Origin of the sequence: Enterococcus sp. DIV0174 (genome assembly GCF_050529065.1) — a bacterium.
Taxonomy (GTDB): domain Bacteria; phylum Bacillota; class Bacilli; order Lactobacillales; family Enterococcaceae; genus Enterococcus_B; species Enterococcus_B thailandicus.
Window position 1 is genome coordinate 1,070,355 of the sequence record NZ_CP172881.1, and the last position, 18,624, is coordinate 1,088,978.

Below are 18,624 nucleotides of genomic sequence, written 5' to 3' on the forward strand. Positions count from 1 at the left end.
AGTGCTAATGAGAGGTGATGGAAGATGTTAACACAGCGTCAAAGTGATATTTTGCGTCTGATCATCCAAAACTATACGAGTAGTGGCGTACCCGTTGGTTCCAAAACGCTAATGGCTGAGGGAATTGAAGCAAGTTCAGCGACGATTCGCAACGATATGAAGGCGCTAGAAGAAGACGGGTTGCTGTTAAAAACTCATTCTTCCTCTGGTCGGATTCCATCTGCGGCGGGATATCGTTACTATGTGGATCATTTATTGAAACCAACTCGTGTAACAAATGATGATTTGCAAGTGATTAGGCAGTCTTTAGGAAAAGAATTTCATGAGATTAACGAAATCATTCGTCAGTCTGCTGAAATTTTATCTGAACTGACAAGCTATACGACATTCTCGTTGGGACCAGAAGTGAAAGATCGCCGATTAACTGGTTTCCGAATCGTACCGTTAAACCATCGACAAATTATTGCTATCGTGGTGACGGATAAAGGCAATGTTGAAAGCCAGGTATTTACTCTTCCAGCAAACCTGGGGAGTCAAGATTTAGAAAAAATGGTTCGGCTTGTGAATGACCGCTTGGTGGGTGATCCGCTAATGACGGTTTATCAAAAACTGCGAACAGAGATCCCAATGATCTTACATAAATATTTCCAATCAACGGAAGGTATCTCCTACTTATTTGATGCTGTTTTAGGTCAAGTATTTGAAGATAAGATTTATGTGAGTGGACAAATGAACCTGCTTGATTATGAACCCCATCAAGATTTGAATCAGTTTAAGTCGATGTTTTCTTTAATGAGGGATTCCGACGAGCTTACTCAAATGATTGTTCCGATGGATAGTAATATTCATATTAAGATTGGCTCTGAATTAGGGAATGATCTGCTACAAAATATGAGCATGATTCAAGCAAGTTATGAAATTGATGGACATGGCCGAGGAACAATTGCTTTACTTGGACCAACAAGCATGCCGTATTCACGAATGTTTGGGTTGGTCGATGTCTATCGAAAAGAATTAGCGAATAGACTGGCTGATTACTATCGTTTGCTTGATTTGTCTGGCTCATGATTGTAAGTCCGCATTTCTAAAATTGATAGCAGCTAATCTGATTTTTAATATGAACAATCAAGACAGCTGACTGAATAATGAAAGGAAGACTGTATCGTGAAAGAAAACCAAGAGGAATTAGAAAAAGAATTAAAAGACATCCAGCAAGATTTGGAAGTCGATACAGAAGCTGCGGAAGACTCAGGTGTTTCAGAAGTTGAAGTGGAAAATGTTGAAATCGTCAACTTGAAAGCTGACTTAGAAGAAATGGAAGATAAATTCCTACGCGCCCGAGCTGAAATTGCCAACATGGCAAACCGCGGAAAAAATGAACGTGAACAATTGCAAAAATATCGTTCACAAGATTTAGCTAAAAAATTATTACCTTCAATTGATAACCTAGAGCGAGCGCTAGCAACAGAAGTTTCAGATGAACAAGGTGCTAGCTTGAAAAAAGGTGTCGAAATGGTATTAGAAGGTGTTCGTTTTGCTTTGAAAGAAGAGGGAATTGAAAAAATCCCTGCAAAAGGCGAAACATTTGACCCAATGCTTCACCAAGCAGTCCAAACTGTTCCCGCATCTGATGAGGTGCCGGCAGATACGATTGTGGAAGTTTTGCAAGAAGGATATAAATTACACGATCGCGTATTAAGACCAACAATGGTCATTGTCGCGCAGTAATTCGTGCAACTATAAACTAAATTTTATTTAATGAGGAGACGTTAATATGACTAAAATTATTGGTATTGACTTAGGTACAACAAACTCTGCAGTTGCTGTATTAGAAGGAAACGAAGCAAAAATTATCGCAAATCCAGAAGGAAACCGTACAACACCATCTGTTGTTTCATTTAAAAATGGTGAAATCCAAGTTGGTGAAGTGGCAAAACGTCAAGCTGTAACTAACCCAAACACAATTTCATCAATCAAACGTCACATTGGTGAACCTGGGTATAAAGTAGAAGTTGAAGGAAAATCTTACACACCACAAGAAATTTCTGCAATGATTCTTCAATATATCAAAGGTTTTGCTGAAGATTACTTAGGTGAAAAAGTTGAGAAAGCAGTTATCACTGTTCCTGCATACTTTAACGATGCACAACGTCAAGCAACAAAAGATGCTGGTAAAATTGCTGGTTTGGAAGTGGAACGTATTGTCAACGAACCAACAGCAGCAGCTTTAGCTTATGGCTTAGACAAAACAGACCGTGATGAAAAAATCTTAGTATTTGACCTTGGTGGTGGTACATTTGACGTATCAATCCTTGAATTAGGTGATGGTGTCTTTGATGTATTATCAACAGCTGGTGACAACCATTTAGGTGGGGATGACTTTGATAACAAAATCATTGATTACATGGTTGCTGAATTCAAAAAAGAAAACGGCGTAGACCTTGGTCAAGACAAAATGGCTTTACAACGTTTGAAAGATGCTGCTGAAAAAGCGAAAAAAGATTTGTCAGGTGTTTCAAGCACTCAAATCAGCTTACCATTTATCACAGCTGGCGAAGCAGGACCTTTGCATTTAGAAATGACATTGACTCGTGCAAAATTTGATGAATTAACAGCTGACTTAGTTGAACGTACAAAAATTCCAGTACGCCAAGCATTAAAAGATGCTGGTTTATCACAATCTGAAATTGATGAAGTAATCTTAGTTGGTGGTTCAACTCGTATTCCTGCAGTTGTTGAAGCTGTAAGAAAAGAAACTGGTAAAGAACCAAATAAATCAGTGAACCCTGATGAAGTCGTTGCAATGGGTGCAGCAATCCAAGGTGGGGTCATCACTGGTGATGTAAAAGATGTTGTTTTACTTGACGTAACACCATTATCATTAGGTATCGAAACAATGGGTGGGGTCTTCACTAAGTTGATTGATCGTAATACAACAATCCCAACAAGTAAATCACAAGTATTCTCAACAGCTGCTGATAACCAACCTGCTGTAGATATTCATGTTTTACAAGGTGAACGTCCAATGGCTGCTGATAACAAAACACTAGGAAGATTCCAATTAACTGATATTCCTGCAGCGCCACGTGGTATCCCTCAAATCGAAGTTACTTTTGATATTGATAAAAACGGGATCGTCAATGTATCAGCGAAAGATCTAGGCACTTCAAAAGAACAAAAAATCACAATCAAATCTTCATCAGGTTTATCAGACGATGAAATCGAACGTATGGTAAAAGATGCAGAAGCTAATGCAGAAGCTGACAAAGCTCGTAAAGAAGAAGTTGATCTTCGCAATGATGTAGATGCCTTATTATTCTCAGTTGATAAAACATTGAAAGAATTAGAAGGTAAAGTAGACGCAGAAGAAGTTCAAAAAGCAGAAACAGCTCGCGATGAATTAAAAGCGGCAGTTGAAGCAAATAACATTGAAGAAATGAAAACAAAACGTGATGCTTTGAACGAAATCGTTCAAAACTTAACAGTTAAATTATATGAACAAGCTGCACAACAACAAGCGCAAGAAAATCCTGAAGCAGCACAAGGCGGAGCAGACGATGTCGTTGATGCTGACTTTGAAGAAGTCGACGGCGACGACAAATAATTAGTTCCCTAGTGTGCTAGGAGTAGACTAGAACAGAAAAGTTGGACTTTGATGATAGCTGTAGATTCAGTTGAAGCCATCTTTTCTGAAACGTCTACCTATTCGTAAAAAAGAGAAGGCTATGGGGAAAGTCGATTCGACTTTTTGCCACAGTCTTTTTCTTTTGAAAGAATGCAAGTAGCAGTTTTGGTTTCAACTAAAATGTGATATGATTACAAGCGATGTGAATTTGATGTATTAGAACCAATAGGAGGAAAGCCTATGGCAACGAAACGTGATTATTATGAAGTCCTAGGAATTTCAAAAGGGGCTTCAGAAGATGAAATAAAGAAAGCTTATCGTAAACTTTCTAAGAAATATCATCCTGATATTAACAAAGAAGCAGATGCAGAAGAAAAATTTAAAGAAGTGTCTGAGGCTTATGAAATTTTAAGTGATCCGCAAAAGCGGGCTGCGTATGATCAATATGGTCACGCTGGTACAGATCCAAACTATGGCGCTGGAGGCGGAGGCGGCTTCGGTGGCTTTGGAGGATTCTCTGGAGGCGGAGGTGGCTTCGGTGGTTTTGAAGATATCTTTGATTCTTTCTTTGGCGGAGGCGGAGGTCGTTCAGTTGATCCAACGGCACCTCGTCAAGGAGCTGATTTACAATACACAGTTGATTTGAGTTTTGAGGAAGCAATTTTTGGTATTGAAAAAGAAATCAAATACAACCGGGAAGAAGTTTGTCATACTTGTCATGGGAATGGTGCGAAACCTGGGACGGAACCAATTACATGTCAAAAATGTCATGGTTCAGGAACAATCAATGTTGAACGTCAAACACCATTAGGTCGCGTGATGAGTCGTCAAACATGTGATGTTTGTCATGGAACCGGAAAAGAAATCAAAGAACCATGTCCAACTTGTCACGGCTCTGGTCATGAAAAGAAAGCTCACTCTGTGAAAGTGAATGTACCAGCCGGTGTCGAAGAAGGACAACAAATGCGTTTAGCTGGTCAAGGTGAAGCAGGTGAAAACGGCGGACCATTTGGTGATTTATATGTAGTCTTCCGTGTTGAAGAAAGTAATATTTTTGATCGTGATGGTTCAGAAATCTATTACGAGTTACCATTGAGTTTTGTGCAAGCAGCTTTAGGAGATGAAGTTCAAGTTCCAACTGTTCACGGAGATGTTAAGTTAAAGATCCCAGCAGGAACACAAACTGGAACAAACTTCCGTCTTCGCGGAAAAGGTGCGCCTAAACTACGTGGTGGTGCAACAGGTGACCAACACGTGAAAGTGAAACTGATTACGCCGAAGAACTTAAATGAACAACAAAAAGAAGCGTTACGCTCATTTGCTGAAGCAGGTGGAATGAGAGTCGAAGAACAACAAGAAGATGGTTTTTTCGATAAAATGAAGGACGCTTTTGGCGGAAAAAAGCGTAAATAATAAAACGGTGAAGCTGACAAATGTGTCGCTTCACCGTTTTATTACTTATACGTTCAATGTAGTAAACTCTTTTGGAAATAAGCTGAGTAAAAAAGAACTGCGATGAACGCGTCATTCCTTCAGTAATGAATAGTAAAAGGGATAAAAGAAGAGCTTAGTGACGACTGGCTCTTCTAAAATACAAATCAAAAAAGCATCGTCAAAATCTTATTCAAGATTTTGACGATGCTTTTTCATGGGTTGAAACTGTTTCAGGTTCTTTTGTTAAATATCTAAAACTTTATCTAAAAAGTCTTTTGTACGTTCATTTTGTGGATTTTCAAAAATTTGTTCTGGCGTTCCATCTTCAAGGAAGTTTCCACCGTCAATGAACATGACACGATTGGCAACTTCTTTGGCAAATCCCATTTCGTGAGTAACGATGACCATGGTCATTCCTTGCTTCGCAAGTTTTTTCATGACGTTTAGAACGTCGCCGACCATTTCTGGATCAAGTGCAGAGGTTGGTTCGTCAAAAAGCATGATGTCTGGATTCATTGCTAATGCACGGGCGATCGCAACGCGTTGTTTTTGTCCGCCGGAGAGCATTTCTGGTGACATATCTTTTTTGTCAGCCAAGCCAACTGTATCTAATAGCTTGATTGCTTTCTTTTCTGCTTCTTCGCGAGACTCCTTTTTCAAATCCATTGGCGCAAGAATAATATTTTCTAAAACAGAAAGGTGAGGAAACAAATTGAAATGTTGGAACACCATTCCGATATGCTGACGAACGAGATTGATGTTTGTGTTTTTATCCATTAAGTGAGCGCCGTCGATGATAATATCTCCGTCAGTTGGCTCTTCTAAACGATTTAAACAACGCAGAAAAGTACTTTTTCCTGAACCAGAAGGGCCAATGATACAAACGACATCACCTTCGTTGATTGAGACGTTGATATCGTTCAATACAGTATTGTCACCATATTTTTTTACAAGATGTTCAACTAAGATTTTTTCTGACATCTTACTTCACCTTCTTTTCTAAAACTTTCGCTAATTTTGTTAAAGCGGTAATCAAAACTAAATACATGATTGCAATGATTAGGTAAACGTACGTACTTTGGGTTGTACGGGCAACGATAATTTTACCAGCTTGAAGTAATTCGACAACACCAATTGCAGAGATGATTGTTGTATCCTTCAATGAGATAACGAACTGGTTAACGAATGAAGGGAGCATGATTCGAATTGCTTGTGGCAAGATGATTTTTTGCATCGTTCGATTATAAGATAAACCTAAACTTCTTGAAGCTTCCATTTGTCCGACAGGAACAGCATTGATTCCGCCACGAACGATTTCTGCAATATAAGCACTCGCGTTTAATGTCAATGTAATAACGCCGGCAATGAAATCAGGGATTGTAAATCCAACGATACCAGGTAAGCCAAAGAAAATGAAGAAGGCAAGTACCATCATTGGAATTCCGCGAATCACATCAACGTAAATGGTTGCGATTGTGCGTAACGCACGAATTGGTGAAGCGCTGAATAAGCCGAAAATGACACCAACAACTAATGCTAAAGCAAATGATACCAAAGCAAGTACGATTGTCATCCAGAAACCGCGTAATAGTGGTTTATAATTGTTTTTGATCAAGCCAATGATTGTTGATTCATCTTTGGTTGAATCGGCTGACTCATTTGAAGTAGCTACATACTTGTCGATGATTTTGTCATAAGCTCCTGTACGTTTTAACTCTTTAAGACCTTCATTGAACATTGCTAAAAGTTCTTGATTTTCACCCTTTTTTACTGCAAAGGCATACTTACCACCAGATTCTTTTGCAATCGGTGTATCAATTTTTTGGCCTCGTTTGATGGCATAACCAAGGACAGGATAGTCATCCATTATTGCGTCAATCGCACCAACTTTTAACCCATCGTATAGTTGGTCAGCAGCATCAAAGTATTTGATTTTATAGCCATATTCTTCTTCGTGATTACTTAGAAATTCCGCACTTTCGGTTCCGACTTTGGCACCAACTGTTTTTCCTTTTAAATCTTTGTAGGCTTTAATGGATGTATCACTTTGTTTTACACCTAACTGGATTCCGCTATCGAAATAAGTGTCAGAAAAGTCGTAACTTTGTTTACGCTCATCTGTGACGGTCATTCCAGCAATCATGCCATCAGCTTGACCAGATTCTAACGCTTGCAAAGCAGCAGAAAAACCGCGGTAGTCCATTTGGATATTAAATCCTTGAAGCTCAGAAATCTGTTTCATTAATTCAACATCGATTCCTTCATACTTGCCATCTGTATTTTGAAACTCGAATGGTGCAAAGGCAGAGTCGCTAGCAACGACGTATTTGTCTTTTTTGGATTGAATCATTTGCATCGTCTCGGCGGTGTTTGATTCCGTATTTTTTGTTTCTGCTTGGGCAGGATTGCTAGTTGCAAGTGTGACAAATCCTACCATTATGAAAATGAACGAGTAGAATAAATGCTTTCTTTTCATAATTACCTCCTAAATTCTCAATATCTGTTTATTATAGGGGAAAAGTAATGAATCAGACAAGTTCTGAAGCTTAAAAAAATGAAAAAAGCGACAAAACCTAACAATCAATGTTATAAAACCTAACATCTGCAGTCGAGGGAAAGAAGTGGCGAAAGTATGTTCGGTGTGTTATAATTTTTTAGTAAGGAATGCCTTTGCTTTCCTTTTCTTTTTGCAAGTCATAAAATGAAAAGGAATGAATGAAAAGGGGGACGAAAAATGATTGAAAGAGATACCTCTCAACGATTTGAGCTTGTCTCGAAGTACCAACCAGCGGGGGATCAACCTGAAGCGATACGCCAATTAGTTGATGGTGTTGTTGGTGGGAAAAAAGCGCAAATCTTATTAGGTGCAACCGGTACGGGGAAGACCTATACGATTTCCAATGTGATCCAGGAAGTAAATAAACCAACATTGATTATTGCACATAATAAAACTTTAGCTGGACAATTATATGGAGAGTTTAAAGAATTCTTTCCAAAAAACGCGGTTGAATATTTTGTTTCCTATTATGATTACTATCAGCCAGAAGCGTATGTTCCATCTAGTGATACTTATATTGAAAAGGACTCAAGTGTCAATGACGAAATTGATAAGTTACGTCATTCGGCTACGAGTTCCCTTTTAGAGCGAAACGATACGATTGTGATTGGATCTGTTTCTTGTATTTTCGGATTAGGTTCACCTTTTGAGTATCAAAAGCAAGTTGTTTCGGTTCGACAAGGAGCAGAACTTGACCGTAATCAATTGATTCGTAATTTAGTTGGGATTAATTTTGAACGAAATGATATTGACTTTCAGCGTGGTCGGTTCCGAGTGCGTGGTGACGTGGTGGAAATTTTTCCAGCTTCACGTGATGAACGTGCTTTGAGAGTCGAATTTTTTGGTGATGAAGTCGAACGGATTCGTGAAGTAGATGCATTAACTGGCGAAGTGCTTGGAGAAACAGAACATGTCGCTATTTTTCCGGCTACTCACTTTGTAACAAATGATGAGCATATGGAACAAGCCGTTGCGAATATCAAAACTGAACTAGAGTTGCGCTTAAAAGTGTTACGAGAAGATAATCAGTTATTAGAAGCACAACGATTGGAACAACGAACAAATTATGATATTGAGATGATGTTGGAGATGGGCTACACTTCAGGAATCGAAAACTATTCGCGTCATATGGATGGCCGAAAAGAAGGAGAGCCACCTTATACGTTACTTGATTTCTTTCCAGAAGATTTCTTGATTGTCATTGATGAGTCCCATGTAACGATGCCTCAAATTCGCGGGATGTATAACGGTGACCGAGCAAGAAAGCAAATGTTGGTTGATTATGGTTTCCGTTTGCCTTCAGCACTTGACAATCGGCCGTTGAGATTAGAAGAATTTGAGCAACATGTCCATCAAATTATCTATGTTTCAGCTACACCGGGACCTTATGAACATGAGCAAACAGATACAGTGATCCAGCAAATTATTCGTCCAACCGGTTTATTAGATCCAGTGATTGAAGTTCGCCCTATCATGGGACAAATTGATGATTTGGTTGGTGAAATCAATGAACGCGTGGAGAAAAACGAACGTGTTTTTGTGACGACCTTAACGAAAAAAATGTCTGAGGACTTGACGGATTACTTTAAAGAGCTTGGTATCAAAGTTAAATATCTACACAGTGATATCAAAACACTTGAAAGAACGGAAATCATTCGTGACTTACGTTTAGGTGAATTTGATGTTTTAGTTGGGATTAATTTATTGCGTGAAGGATTAGATGTCCCTGAAGTTTCGTTGGTAGCCATTTTAGATGCTGATAAAGAGGGCTTCTTGAGAAGTGAGCGTTCACTTGTCCAAACAATTGGACGTGCAGCGCGAAATTCAGAAGGTAAAGTAATTATGTATGCTGATAAAATAACGGACTCCATGCGATCAGCAATGGATGAAACGGCACGGAGACGTTCGATTCAAGAAGCTTATAATGAAGAACATGGGATCGTACCGAAAACGATTATCAAAGAAATTCGTGATTTGATTTCTATTACGAAAGAGGCAAAAGATGAATCAAAAGGAACCGTTCAAGTTTCTTACAATGAAATGAGTCGAAAAGAAAAAGCTGATTTACTGATGAAATTAGAAAAAGAAATGAAAGATGCTGCGAAAGCTTTAGATTTTGAAACTGCCGCTAATTTACGTGATACGATTTTAGAATTGAAAGCAGCAGAGTAAAGAGCAGGAGGACGAGATGGCTAACGATAAAATTATTATTCATGGCGCCAGAGCGCACAACTTAAAAAATGTAGATGTAACAATTCCAAGAGATAAATTTGTAGTAATTACAGGGTTATCTGGTTCTGGGAAAAGCTCATTAGCTTTCGATACACTTTATGCAGAGGGACAACGACGTTATGTCGAAAGTCTCTCAGCCTATGCTCGTCAGTTTTTGGGACAAATGGATAAACCAGATGTTGATAGTATCGATGGCTTAAGTCCGGCGATTTCGATTGACCAAAAAACGACAAGTAAAAATCCTCGTTCAACGGTAGGAACAGTAACGGAAATCAATGATTATCTGCGTTTGCTTTTTGCTCGTGTGGGACACCCAATCTGTCCTAATGACCACATTGAGATTACCAGTCAATCGGTTGAACAAATGGTTGATCAAGTATTGGAATTGCCAGAACGGACAAAAATCCAAATTTTAGCACCAATTGTTGCAAAGAAAAAAGGGCAACATAAAAAAGTATTTGAGCGAATCCAAAAAGAAGGTTACGTTCGTGTACGAGTGGATGGCGATACCTTTGATATTACTGAGGCTCCTGAACTAGAAAAGAATAAAAAACATGATATTGCGATTGTTATTGACCGAATTGTGGTAAAAGAGGGCATTCGTTCACGTTTGTTCGATTCTTTTGAAGCAGGATTACGTTTGGCAGATGGATATGCCTTGGTTGATGTGATTGGTGAAGAAGAAATGTTATTCAGTGAACATTACTCTTGCCCGTATTGTGGCTTTACAGTTGGTGAACTAGAACCACGACTATTTTCATTCAATGCGCCATTTGGAGCTTGTCCAGATTGTGATGGACTTGGTTTGAAATTAGAAGTTGACCAAGATTTAGTTATTCCTGATCGTGCGAAGACCTTGGCTGAAGGAGCAATTGTTCCATGGAATCCAATTAGTTCTCAATACTATCCTCAAATGTTGGCGCAAGCGTGTGAAAGCTATGGAATTGATATGAACACACCGTTTGATGAGTTGCCAACAGAGCATCAAGAAATTGTTTTGAATGGGACGGATGAATTATTCCATTTCCATTACGAAAATGATTTTGGTGGTGTGCGTGATGTTGAAGCTTCTTTTGAAGGCGTACTAAAGAATATCGCGCGTCGTTACCAAGAAACAAGTAGTGATTTTACGAGAGAACAAATGCGTCAATATATGACTGAATTAACTTGTCAAACATGTAAAGGATTACGTTTAAATCCGCAAGCATTGTCTGTCAAAATTAATGGAACAAATATTGGTGAAACAAATGAATTGTCAATCAAAAAGGCAGTTGACTTCTTCTCTAATTTAACTTTATCAGAACAAGAAACGATGATTGCTAAACCAATTTTAAAAGAAGTTAATGATCGACTATCATTCTTAGAAAATGTTGGCTTGGAATATTTAACTTTGAGTCGGGCTTCTGGAACACTATCTGGTGGGGAAGCGCAACGTATTCGCTTAGCTACCCAAATTGGCTCAAATCTTTCCGGTGTTCTGTATATTTTGGATGAGCCATCGATTGGATTGCATCAACGTGATAATGATCGTTTGATTGGTTCATTGAAGAAAATGAGAGATTTAGGAAATACCTTGATTGTTGTGGAACATGATGAAGATACCATGCGAGCAGCTGATTATCTGATTGATGTAGGACCAGGCGCGGGTGAGCAAGGCGGACAAATCGTTGCAGCTGGTACACCTGCGGAAGTTGCGAAGGATCCTCATTCGTTAACAGGACAATATCTTTCAGGGAAAAAGAAAATTGCTGTGCCAACAACGCGTCGTCAAGGAAATGGTGAAGCAATTAAAATTACTGGAGCAGCAGAAAATAATTTGAAAAATGTGACCGTGGAGTTTCCTTTAGCAGAATTTGTGGCAGTCACTGGTGTCTCTGGTTCTGGAAAAAGTACTTTAGTTAATGGTATTTTGAAAAAAGCTCTTGCACAAAAATTAAATCGAAATTCAGCTAAACCGGGTAAATTCAAAACGATTTCTGGCTATGAAACGATTGAAAAAATCATTGATATCGATCAAAGCCCGATTGGTCGGACACCAAGAAGTAATCCAGCAACCTATACAAGTGTCTTTGACGATGTTCGTGATCTTTTTGCACAAACAAACGAAGCCAAAATGCGTGGCTATAAAAAAGGGCGCTTTAGTTTTAACGTAAAAGGTGGCCGATGTGAAGCTTGTCGGGGTGACGGAATCATCAAAATCGAGATGCACTTTTTACCGGATGTCTATGTTCCTTGTGAAGTTTGTCATGGAAAACGATACAATTCTGAAACATTGGAAGTACGTTATAAAGGGAAAAACATTGCTGATATTTTAGAAATGACTGTTGAAGATGCTGTAGAATTCTTCCAACATATTCCTAAGATTCATCGTAAATTAAAGACAATCGTGGATGTTGGTTTGGGTTATATTACAATGGGGCAACCGGCAACAACATTATCCGGTGGGGAAGCACAACGGATGAAGTTAGCCAGTGAGCTACATAAAATATCTAACGGAAAGAATTTTTATATTCTTGATGAGCCAACGACTGGACTACATGCAGATGATATTGCACGCTTACTAGATGTTTTGCAACGTCTAGTGGATGCAGGAAATACAGTATTAGTGATTGAGCATAACTTAGATGTCATCAAAACGGCAGATTACATCATTGATTTGGGACCAGAAGGTGGTGATGGTGGCGGAACGATTTTAGCCACTGGAACACCAGAAGATATTGTCCAAGTAAAAGAGAGTTATACTGGGCGATACCTAGAAAAAGTGATGAATGAAAAGGTCTAAAAATTAAAAAATGGTGATATGGTTAAAAAAACTTTAAAAGATGATAAAACACTTGTTTTTTTAGATAGCATCTTCTAAAATACATTACAAGGTAGTTCTTTCTACACTGAATTGGTATAGATAAAAACTTCCTATAAGTTCAATCCGTTCAAAAAAGAATTGAGCAATCGGAGGAGTTTCCTTTGATTGCTTTTTTCTTTATGGTATGATATTCCTTGTGTAGTTAAATAAAGAATCAGTAGATTAATGAGTAAGTGAGAGATTGTGATGAATAGTAATGTAAATGAAGAATTTGTTCCTATATTATTAGGAAGTGATATGAACGTCTATGGTATGGCACGTTCATTTAATGAAGCTTATGGTAAAGTGTGTCAAGCATATGCTTCAAACCAACTTGCGCCAACTCGTTACAGCAACATCGTGAGTGTCGAAGTAATTCCAGGTTTTGATAAGGATCCAGTTTTTATTGAAACGATGCTACGCTTGGCAAAAGAAAAATATTCAGATCAAAGTAAAAAATATTTGTTGATTGCTTGTGGAGATGGATATGCAGAGTTGATTTCTCAACATAAAGAAGAACTTTCAGCATACTTTATTTGTCCGTATATTGATTATTCATTATTCGAACGATTAATTAATAAAGTAAGCTTTTATGAAGTTTGCGAAGAATATCAACTTCCTTATCCCAAAACATTGATTGTTAGAGAACCAATGTTAGTGAATGGCCGCTTGGAACAAGACTTGCCATTTGAGTTTCCAGTAGCGTTAAAACCAGCAAATAGTGTAGAGTATCTTTCTATTCAATTTGAAGGACGAAAAAAAGCATTTATTATCGATAATCGTGAAGAATTTGACTTGATTTTAGGACGAATTTACGAAGCCGGATATACAAGTGAAATGATTGTTCAAGATTTCATTCCTGGAGATGACAGCAATATGCGCGTGTTAAATGCCTATGTTGATGAAAATCATCAGGTTCGGATGATGTGTTTGGGACATCCACTTTTGGAAGATCCAACACCTGCATCAATCGGTAATTATGTCGTAATCATGCCTGATTACAATGAAAAAATTTACCAGACAATCAAGAAATTTTTGGAAACAATCGAGTATACTGGTTTTGCGAATTTTGATATGAAATATGATCCACGCGATGGAGAATACAAATTATTTGAAATTAACTTACGCCAAGGACGTAGTAGCTTCTTTGTTACGTTGAATGGGCTAAATTTAGCGCGCTTCGTTACAGAAGACAGAGTATTCCATGAACCATTTACAGAAACTATTTATGGTACGAAAGATTCCGCAGACGCAAAACTATGGCTGGGCGTACCTAAAAAAATCTTTTTAACATATGCTAGAGAGAACGAAGATAAAAAAATTGCAGAAAAAATGATTCAGGAAAAACGTTTTGGTACAACTGTATTTTATGATGGCGATCGTTCATTGAAACGATGGGTACTAATGAAATATATGTTCCATAACTATATTCCTCGATTCAAAAAATATTTTCATGTGAAAGAAGGCTAGTCATGGAGAATTTTTTCAGTATTTTGGGCGGTATGGGAACAATGGCAACGGAGAGTTTTGTCCGCTTGATCAATCACCGCACGAATGCAACTAGGGACCAAGAATATCTAAACTATGTATTGTTCAATCATGCAACGGTACCGGATCGAACTGCTTATATTTTAGATCGTGAGAAGGAAAATCCAATTCCTTATTTGCTGGATGATATTGAAAAGCAAAACCTACTACAGCCAAACTTTATCGTATTGACTTGTAATACAGCACATTATTTTTTTGATGAGCTACAAGCAGCAACAAATATCCCAATCTTGCATATGCCAAGAGAAGCAGCCAACGAGTTAGTTCGTCAACAAACGACTGGTTCAGTAGCTATCTTAGGGACAGAAGGTAGCATGAAGGCAGGAATTTATGAGCGTGAAGTGAGACAATTAGGCTTTGACGTAGTGACTCCTGATGACAAACTACAAGCGAAAATCAATCATTTGATTTATCATGATATCAAAGAATCAGACTATTTAAATGAAGCTTTGTACTATGAAATTTTAGAGGAAGCGGTCGGACAACTAAACTGTGAAAAAATCATTTTGGGTTGTACCGAATTATCATTGATGCAAGAATTTGCTTCTGATGATACGTACCCAGTGATTGATGCACAATCAATTTTAGCTGATCGAACAATTGAGCTAGCAGAAAAATTTCGGGAACAATCTTCTAATGCTAAATAGTAGCGACAATTAATTGAATCGTTAACGATAGAAAAACTTGGAGCAAGTATCATCATTTGTGGTATTTGGTCCAAGTTTTTTGTAACAACAGGTTATTTTTTCATGAAAATTCCATAAATAGGAAAGATATAGCTAGCGATGATACGCCCGGAATGATATAATTTAAATGACAATTAGAGAGGGGTTCGAGAAGATGGCTGAAAATTTACAACTCGTAATTATTACAGGAATGAGCGGCGCAGGAAAAACTGTGGCGATACAAAGTTTTGAGGACATGGGATACTTTTGTATTGATAACATGCCTCCAAGATTGATTCCTAAATTTTGGGAACTAATCAAAGAATCTGGAAAGGTAACAAAAATGGCATTAGGTGTCGATTTACGTTCTCGTTCATTCTTTGAAGAAATTCAAAAAATGTTGATTGAAATTGTCAATACGGATTTCATTGATACTTCGATTCTGTTCTTAGATGCTTCAGATGAAGAATTAGTAGCCCGCTACAAAGAAACTCGTCGTACCCATCCGATGGCAATGGATGGCCTAGTAACTGAAGGAATCCGTAAAGAACGTGCAATTTTAAATGAATTAAAGGTGCAAGCATCCGTTGTTATCGATACGACAACGATGACGCCACGCCAATTAAGAGAAAAAATCATTGCTACGTTCAAAACGCAAGAAGATCAAGGCTTCCGAATTGAATTTGTTTCTTTTGGATTCAAATACGGGTTACCGATTGATTCAGATATTGTGATGGATGTGCGTTTTTTGCCAAATCCTCATTACATTCCAGAGTTACGCCCGTTAACTGGAATGGATCAACCCGTTTATGATTATGTGATGTCGTTTACTGAAACAGAGGATTTTTATAGTCAATTTCTTCATTTATTGGAGACTGTTTTGCCGGGATATGTCAAAGAAGGAAAGAGCAGCTTGACTGTTGCAATTGGTTGTACCGGCGGACAACATCGTTCAGTTGCTTTAACAGAACGTTTATCAAAAGCGTTGAGTGAAAATTATAAAGTGAATGTTACGCACCGTGACAAAGATAAGCGGAAAGAGACGGTGAATCGCTCTTGAATATGAAGACCTATCGAATTAGAAAACCAAAAATTGTGGTAGTCGGGGGTGGAACGGGTCTCCCAGTTATCTTGAAAAGTTTACGAAATCAAGGCGCAGACTTAACGGCCATTGTAACAGTGGCGGATGATGGAGGAAGTAGTGGTGCAATTCGGGAATCAATTTCAATGGCACCACCTGGTGATTTGCGAAACGTATTGGTGGCACTTTCTGATATGCCTCAGTTTTATGAAGATATTTTTCAATATCGTTTTAAGAAAGAGGATCAATTCTTAGCTAATCATAGTATTGGTAACTTGATTATTGCGGCTGTTTCAGAAATGAGAGGTAGTACGTACGATGCGATTCAGTTATTGTCGAGAATGATGCACGTAGATGGGCATATTTATCCATCGTCTGAAACACCTTTAACGCTCCATGCTGTATTTAAAGATGGAACAACAGCTGTGGGTGAATCAAAAATTGCGTTAGATCGTAAAACGATTGACCATGTTTTTGTGCGAAATACGACGGACGATCAAGTAGCAAAAGCAGCGCGTAAAGTTGTGAATGCTATTGCGGAAGCAGATATGGTTGTACTTGGTCCGGGAAGTTTGTTTACGAGTATCTTGCCCAACTTAGTTATTCCTGAAATCGGCGAAGCAATCGTTAAAACAAAAGCAGAAGTTGTTTACATCTGTAATATCATGACGCAAAAAGGTGAAACGGAACATTTCACTGATGCGGATCACATACGTGTGTTGCACGAACACTTACAGGAGAAATTTATTGATACGGTGTTGGTGAATACAGAAAAGGTACCAGAAGATTACATGGATCCTGAAATCTATGATGAATACCTTGTTCAGGTTCAGCATGATTTCAACGGGCTTAGAAATGAAGGTTGTCGCGTTATTTCAACTGATTTCTTGGAGTTGAAAAATGGTGGCGTGTTCCATGACGGCGAAAAAGTCGTTGAAGAACTTTTTCGGTTAGTTTTTGGATCGAAATATTAGACTAGGATTGTGAAAGAAAGGAGGAGAATAGAATGTCATTTGCATCTGATGTAAAAAAAGAGTTGACTGGTTTGGAAGTTCATCGTGAACATGCAAAAGCAGAACTTGCTGCTTTGTTGCGAATGAACGGCTCTTTAGGCATTGTCAATCAGCAGTTCATTTTAAATGTTCAAACAGAAAATGCTGCGATTGCCCGACGTATCTATTCTCTTTTAAAAGATCATTATAATGTTCGAAGTGAGTTACTTGTTCGAAAAAAAATGAAATTAAAAAAGAATAATGTTTATATCGTTCGCTTGAAGCAAGGAACGAAAAACGTATTGATGGACTTAGATATTATGGATGGCTTGATGTTTAATGGTCATGTGTCTGATGAAATCATGGGAAATGCACAGAAAATGCGTTCTTACTTACGTGGTGCATTCATGGCATCTGGATCTGTGAACAATCCAGAGACGAGTCGTTATCATTTGGAAATTTTTTCCATTTATGAACAACATAATCAAGACATTTGTGACATGTTGAATTACTATGGCCTGCATGCACGAACACTTGAAAGGCGTAATGGTTATATTTCCTACTTAAAAGGAGCAGAAAAAATTGCTGACTTTTTAACGTTGATTGGTGCGACAAATTCGATGTTGCGTTTTGAAGATGTTCGTATCGTTCGTGACATGAGAAACTCGGTTAATCGTTTGGTTAATTGTGAAACGGCGAATTTAAATAAGACGATTGATGCGGCATCTAAACAGATTGAAAATATTGAATTCATTGAAGCAAGGGTTGGTTTACATGCTCTACCAGAAAAACTGCAAGAAATTGCTGAATTAAGGTTGCAACATCCAGAAGTCAGTTTGAAAGAATTAGGTGAGATGATTCCATCAGGAGCAATCTCAAAATCGGGCATCAATCATCGAATACGAAAGATCAATGATTTTGCTGAGAAGCTAAGAGAAGAAGCTGTGTGATTGACTCAATTAGCGCATTGATTGAGCGAATCACTGTTAATAAAAAAGGTGAACCAAGACGGAATTCGTTTTGGTTCACCTTTTTTATTAGTTGATTAAAGAAGTTAATTCGTCTAACGTGATGCTTTCGTCAAAAATAGTTTGATCGAGTATAATCGTTGGGACGAATTGAATATGCGCAGCATTTGCTTCGTCAATGATTGCTTTTGCCATTTCCATATCTGGTTGATAAGTCAATCCTAATTCTTGCGTTGCGTATTGCGCAACTCCTTCTAAAGAAAGTTCTTTCCATTGGTCTTGCATTTCAAAAATCTGTTTGATTTCTGCTAAAGCTTTTTTGCCGTCGTTAGCAGTAATGTGATGATGCATGACATTACCGCGTTGTAAACTTTCTTTTTCTTTATCAAAGAGTTTAATTAGACGATTGACTTTTCCTTCTTGTACAAATGAGTCAAGTGTCAAAAAAGATTCTTCAAACCATTTTTTACAATAAGGACAAGCAAGATTGAGAAACTCAATCGTTGTTTGTGGCGCTGCTGTATCTCCGTAGTAAATTCCTGTTGTTTCGTTTGTTTTTGTTGCATCAATGACTGAAATATCCATAGAAACACCTCCAAATACATTTTACCGATTCAAAATAAAAAAAGATAGCGTTTTGTTTTCGGAGGATTTCACAAAATATTCCTTATTAAAAGAGT

At 38.1% G+C, this 18,624-nt stretch carries 14 protein-coding genes; 11 read left to right on the forward strand and 3 right to left on the reverse strand.

From position 1 onward, the window contains the following. The first annotated feature begins 24 nt into the window (after window positions 1-24). From hrcA to dnaJ, 4 genes are all read left to right on the forward strand, one after another. A complete protein-coding gene (hrcA, locus tag IGJ93_RS05275) occupies window positions 25-1,068 on the forward strand; it encodes a heat-inducible transcriptional repressor HrcA (RefSeq protein WP_067484260.1) in 1,044 nt (347 codons plus the stop codon). 96 nt (window positions 1,069-1,164) lie between these two features. Further along, window positions 1,165-1,728, forward strand: a complete 564-nt coding sequence (gene grpE / locus IGJ93_RS05280; RefSeq protein ID WP_067484263.1) for a nucleotide exchange factor GrpE — start codon at window positions 1,165-1,167, stop codon at window positions 1,726-1,728. A gap of 46 nt (window positions 1,729-1,774) precedes the next feature. Beyond that, the gene (dnaK, locus tag IGJ93_RS05285) at window positions 1,775-3,604 is read left to right on the forward strand and encodes a molecular chaperone DnaK (RefSeq protein WP_067484266.1); all 1,830 of its coding nucleotides are present in this window, start codon (window positions 1,775-1,777) and stop codon (window positions 3,602-3,604) included. Window positions 3,605-3,865: 261 nt separating this feature from the next. Continuing rightward, a complete protein-coding gene (gene dnaJ / locus IGJ93_RS05290) occupies window positions 3,866-5,038 on the forward strand; it encodes a molecular chaperone DnaJ (RefSeq protein ID WP_430597018.1) in 1,173 nt (390 codons plus the stop codon). A gap of 264 nt (window positions 5,039-5,302) precedes the next feature. On the opposite strand, the gene IGJ93_RS05295 is transcribed toward dnaJ, so the two are convergent. Next, window positions 5,303-6,040: an amino acid ABC transporter ATP-binding protein gene (locus IGJ93_RS05295; protein ID WP_071868498.1), complete on the reverse strand. Its 738-nt coding sequence runs from the start codon at window positions 6,038-6,040 to the stop codon at window positions 5,303-5,305. A gap of 1 nt (window position 6,041) precedes the next feature. Next, a complete protein-coding gene (locus IGJ93_RS05300) occupies window positions 6,042-7,535 on the reverse strand; it encodes an amino acid ABC transporter substrate-binding protein/permease (protein WP_270492484.1) in 1,494 nt (497 codons plus the stop codon). A 258-nt stretch (window positions 7,536-7,793) separates the two neighbouring features. Between IGJ93_RS05300 and uvrB the strand changes: the two genes are divergently transcribed. The 7 genes from uvrB (at window position 7,794) to whiA (ending at window position 17,926) form a co-directional block, all read left to right on the forward strand. Beyond that, a complete protein-coding gene (gene uvrB, locus IGJ93_RS05305) occupies window positions 7,794-9,788 on the forward strand; it encodes an excinuclease ABC subunit UvrB (RefSeq protein WP_430597019.1) in 1,995 nt (664 codons plus the stop codon). A gap of 16 nt (window positions 9,789-9,804) precedes the next feature. Beyond that, on the forward strand, window positions 9,805-12,630 hold the full coding sequence (gene uvrA / locus IGJ93_RS05310; protein WP_430597020.1) for an excinuclease ABC subunit UvrA: 2,826 nt from the start codon (window positions 9,805-9,807) through the stop codon (window positions 12,628-12,630). A 264-nt stretch (window positions 12,631-12,894) separates the two neighbouring features. Then, on the forward strand, window positions 12,895-14,160 hold the full coding sequence (locus IGJ93_RS05315; RefSeq protein ID WP_172843722.1) for a D-aspartate ligase: 1,266 nt from the start codon (window positions 12,895-12,897) through the stop codon (window positions 14,158-14,160). A 2-nt stretch (window positions 14,161-14,162) separates the two neighbouring features. Then, on the forward strand, window positions 14,163-14,885 hold the full coding sequence (locus IGJ93_RS05320; RefSeq protein ID WP_075491012.1) for an amino acid racemase: 723 nt from the start codon (window positions 14,163-14,165) through the stop codon (window positions 14,883-14,885). 193 nt (window positions 14,886-15,078) lie between these two features. Next, window positions 15,079-15,963: an RNase adapter RapZ gene (gene rapZ, locus IGJ93_RS05325; protein WP_067484287.1), complete on the forward strand. Its 885-nt coding sequence runs from the start codon at window positions 15,079-15,081 to the stop codon at window positions 15,961-15,963. Continuing rightward, complete coding sequence (locus IGJ93_RS05330) at window positions 15,960-16,958, forward strand: gluconeogenesis factor YvcK family protein (RefSeq protein ID WP_172843723.1); 999 nt, start codon at window positions 15,960-15,962, stop codon at window positions 16,956-16,958. The genes rapZ and IGJ93_RS05330 overlap by 4 nt, the downstream gene beginning before the upstream one ends. Before the next feature lie 32 nt (window positions 16,959-16,990). Further along, a complete protein-coding gene (gene whiA / locus IGJ93_RS05335) occupies window positions 16,991-17,926 on the forward strand; it encodes a DNA-binding protein WhiA (protein ID WP_067484292.1) in 936 nt (311 codons plus the stop codon). An 87-nt stretch (window positions 17,927-18,013) separates the two neighbouring features. Here whiA and IGJ93_RS05340 read toward each other — a convergent pair whose 3' ends face one another. Then, on the reverse strand, window positions 18,014-18,529 hold the full coding sequence (locus IGJ93_RS05340; RefSeq protein WP_067484295.1) for a DsbA family protein: 516 nt from the start codon (window positions 18,527-18,529) through the stop codon (window positions 18,014-18,016). Window positions 18,530-18,624: the final 95 nt, after the last annotated feature.